The 2,978-nt window shown below is 65.3% G+C and carries 3 protein-coding genes and 1 pseudogene; 1 reads left to right on the top strand and 3 read right to left on the bottom strand.

The window, feature by feature from the left end; genetic code table 11:
• Positions 1-591 precede the first annotated feature (591 nt).
• Complete coding sequence (locus tag ACQKIP_RS44075; RefSeq protein WP_365853783.1) at positions 592-807, bottom strand: hypothetical protein; 216 nt, start codon at positions 805-807, stop codon at positions 592-594.
• 241 nt (positions 808-1,048) lie between these two features.
• On the opposite strand from ACQKIP_RS44075, the gene ACQKIP_RS44070 reads away from it, so the two are divergent.
• Positions 1,049-1,378, top strand: a complete 330-nt coding sequence (locus ACQKIP_RS44070) for a hypothetical protein (RefSeq protein ID WP_365853784.1) — start codon at positions 1,049-1,051, stop codon at positions 1,376-1,378.
• 160 nt (positions 1,379-1,538) lie between these two features.
• Here ACQKIP_RS44070 and ACQKIP_RS44065 read toward each other — a convergent pair whose 3' ends face one another.
• Together ACQKIP_RS44065 and ACQKIP_RS44060 are read right to left on the bottom strand one after the other, a co-directional pair.
• Entirely contained in the window at positions 1,539-2,591 is a 1,053-nt protein-coding gene (locus ACQKIP_RS44065) for a hypothetical protein (protein WP_365854705.1), read from the bottom strand.
• A gap of 131 nt (positions 2,592-2,722) precedes the next feature.
• Positions 2,723-2,978, bottom strand: a pseudogene (locus ACQKIP_RS44060) (hypothetical protein); the annotation flags it as partial.

The raw sequence follows: 2,978 nt of genomic DNA, 5'->3' as shown, positions 1-2,978 counted from the left end.
CCTCCGACACCGCGATCACACCAGCCACACCAAAATCATCGCAGCCGTCTTATCATCCGATCTGCAAAGATGAGCACCACTGAGGGGGCCGGTAGAGATGACCGCAGCACGCATGGCAGCCGCCGTGCTGGCCACATGGGCCACGCTGATCTTGCTTCTACTCGCACCGTCCCCCCTGCCAGAGCATTGGCGCTACTACATCTACTCTCCAGCGAGTGTCGGGCTGTGGCTGTTGGCCATGCTCCTCGCCCTTGTCGTGGTCTGCGTCGTGAAATGGCCATGGATCAAATCGGGCGGCAGGTGAGCCCCGAATTGCACACGATCCTGCGGACTACCCCGTAATACCTGGCCATCAATTACGGGACAACCCTTAGCCACACGGAAAGGGCGCGGCAAAGATCTACGCGGGGCGCTCCTGGCAATTCGACGCGATGCCATAAGCATCTGAGCAAATACATGCCCGGCAGGGCTTGGAACTATTGCCGGATGCAGCACAAACGAGCTCTCGGCTGCTCCAATCCCGAACCCCTATAGCGACGTAAGAAGCGCCCGTAAGGCCCGACCGAAATCGGGCCCTGCGCGGCCGGGTACCTACTTCTTCCTGGGTGGGAACTTCCACATTTCCCGGTTTGCCTTCATCAAGGCAATTCGGTCTTCCGGCTTCGCGCCACGGGTTGCGACGAGGAAGGTGGCGACGAAAGCCACGACGAGTAGTGCGGCCATAGCCACGGCTGCAACCAGCCCGAACGCCTGCGGGTCCTCAGATGCGCTCTCAACGAGCGCCTTGATGATGTTGCTGGTTTCCATTCTTCTCTCCTTTGAGTCAAGCCTTCAGAGAAAGGCGACTCCAAAAGGAGACGCCGATCTCAACGAAAGACAGAGTTTTTCCCTGCCTAAGCTTCATGGCGTCCGCTGACCATGACGGAAATGACTACTTGCCATTTCCTGCGTTGAGATCGGGGTTAACCAACCTTGCATTACTGACGCGGACTTTGGATCCAGGAAACTTCGCTAGACCCTTGATGAAACACAATACCTTATTACTACGGTGACCACGTCGCTGGCGTTGCGTTGCGTTGCGTCGCAAGAACATTTTTCATTCCCGCTTCGCGTCGCGCTGCGCCGCCTACTTCGTGTACCGCTGAAGACGTTACAGGGCGTAGCCGTGCGCGCGCAACTACTTTTTGAAAGCGCCTGTTCAGGCCCCATGCGTGGGGCTGAACCGCGAAAAGGATTTTGGTTGCCAGGGCTCTCTATCCTCGCGTGGCAAGGACCCGTTCTGGCAATGACCCTGTGGCTTGAGGTTCTGGGCCGGTGCCGATTCGGCGGCTGGAACACCTTCGGTAACACCATCGCGGTCGAGGCCGCAGAGTCTTGAGGGGCGGGTCTTCGCAACGTCCCGTGACCCGAACACGAACACCATCTCCGCGTTCCAAGGGATTCTGGCGAAGGGGGCCGAGGACAAGTTCTCGGTTCAGATGGGCGCAGAAAAGACGTACGCCATCAACGCCCAGGGCACTCGTTGCAGGCTTGAGGCTTTAGCCGAACCGCAGGATGCGCGGGGCGAAGGTGCCCTCGGGGCCGGCGGCACGGCCGACCGACCACACCGTCGACGTGCCCGGCACCGGCGTCAGCCGCAGTGTCCAGGATTCGCCCTCACCTGCCACGGCCGGTTCGCTGTGCTCGGTGAACCCCTGCCCGTTCCAAGCGAGGAAGTCCGGCCCGGGCACCAGCGGCGGATTGCCGCCTGGCGGGGCCAACTTCTGCGATCGGGCCACGGAGATCCAGCCGAGCTCCCCGGAGGGGCCGGGGGCCAGCGAGTCGATCGAGCCGAAGTCAGTGGGGACGGCCACCCGGCTCCACGCCTGCCCGTCGAAGCGCATGAGCAGCGGCGGAATCGGCTTGCCCGCAGGACCGCCGACGAACCCGGCCGTGCCGCCCGCCCACACCTCCGTCGGCGATACGGCGAGCACACTGCTCACGCCCGAACGCGGGAATCCGTCCACGATCGTCTGCTGCCACTTATGCCCGTCAAAGTGGGACACGGCCGCACCCGACTCAGTGGCACCCGCGGCCCATACGTCGTCGGCCGCCAGGACGTGCAGGCCGTACACGGATCCCGGCGGCACCGGCACGTCCCGCCACTTGCGTCCGTCGCGGCGCAGCAACACCTGCGCGCCGTCCCGCGATCCGATCAGCCAGGTCTCACCGCCGCCGGCGACGACTCGGGTCAGTACGACGCCGGCCGGCGGACGGCTCTCCTTCCAGGCCTTGCCGTCGTGGTAAAGCAGGCGCGCGCCGCCCGCCGCGTCGCGGCCCACCGCCCAGACCGCGGTCGGGGAGGTCGCGGCGATGGACAGCAGCTCTCCCTGCCAGTCGACCCCGCGCAGGCTCTGGCGCTGCCACGCGGTTCCGTCCCAGCGCAGCATCAGCGGGAAGCCCGGTGCCTCGCGGCCGACAGCGTCGGTGCCCACGGCCCACGCCCGGTCCGGCCCGAACGCCACGGCCTCGTTCAGGCCGGCCTGCGGGCGCACCTGCGCCGGGACCGGAACGTGCTGCCAGGACTGGGTTTCCGCCGCAGCCGAGGCCATGACGGCCGTGAAGGCCAGGGCGAGAGCGAGGACCGCGACGAGAAACCTGCGCGGCGCGATCTGCCTGCGCGGCACGGGAAGCCCGGGTGCCAGGGAAAGCAGGCGTGCCGGGGGAATTCGGCGTGTCATGGTCAGCCTCCCAGCCGCTCACTCATGAGGTTTGCTTTCGAGCCGTAGATCTCGACGGTCCCGAAGGACAGCAGTGAAGACCTGGTACTCGCCAGGGCGCGCGGTTTGACGTCGATCGCGTTCGTGCGCTCGGGGCCGTAGGAGTAGGTGGTGCGGTTGCCGTCCAGCCGGGCGTACTTGGACTGGAACGCGCGGTCGCTGCGCACCGGCAGCCACAGCGCGCCGTCCGGGCCGCGCACCATGGCCTCGGTGTAGGTG

The organism is Streptomyces sp. NPDC059900, from assembly GCF_050270335.1.
Lineage (GTDB): Bacteria > Actinomycetota > Actinomycetes > Streptomycetales > Streptomycetaceae > Streptomyces.
Note: the sequence above shows the minus strand (reverse complement) of the source record. Positions and strands in the feature narration are given on the sequence as shown.